The 281-nt window shown below is 68.0% G+C and carries 1 pseudogene; it reads right to left on the bottom strand.

From position 1 onward, the window contains the following. Positions 1-281: pseudogene (locus EN862_RS35890) on the bottom strand (MATE family efflux transporter); the annotation flags it as partial.

Here is a 281-nt window from a genome sequence, read left to right as displayed (position 1 = left end):
CGATCTCTGATATGGACATAAACAGCCATCGCTTCGCTGACGCGCGGCTCGGCGCCCATGAACTTTTGCCCGCCTATTGCGATCAGGGGCGCAAGCGCGGCGAGCACGATGCCGGCGACGATGGCGATCAGCACGGCGCGCCAGAGCACCGCCTGCTCTTCCAGTGCGTCGCCGCGCCCGAACGCCTGGGCGACGAGACCGGTGGTGCCGGAGCGCAGGAACTTGAAGGTGGTGAAGACGACGTCGAAGGCAAGCGCGCCCGCCGCCAGGCCGCCGAGCAG

The organism is Mesorhizobium sp. M2E.F.Ca.ET.219.01.1.1 (assembly GCF_004016445.2).
In the GTDB taxonomy this organism is placed as follows: domain Bacteria; phylum Pseudomonadota; class Alphaproteobacteria; order Rhizobiales; family Rhizobiaceae; genus Mesorhizobium.
This window is presented reverse-complemented; position numbering and strand designations above follow the sequence as displayed.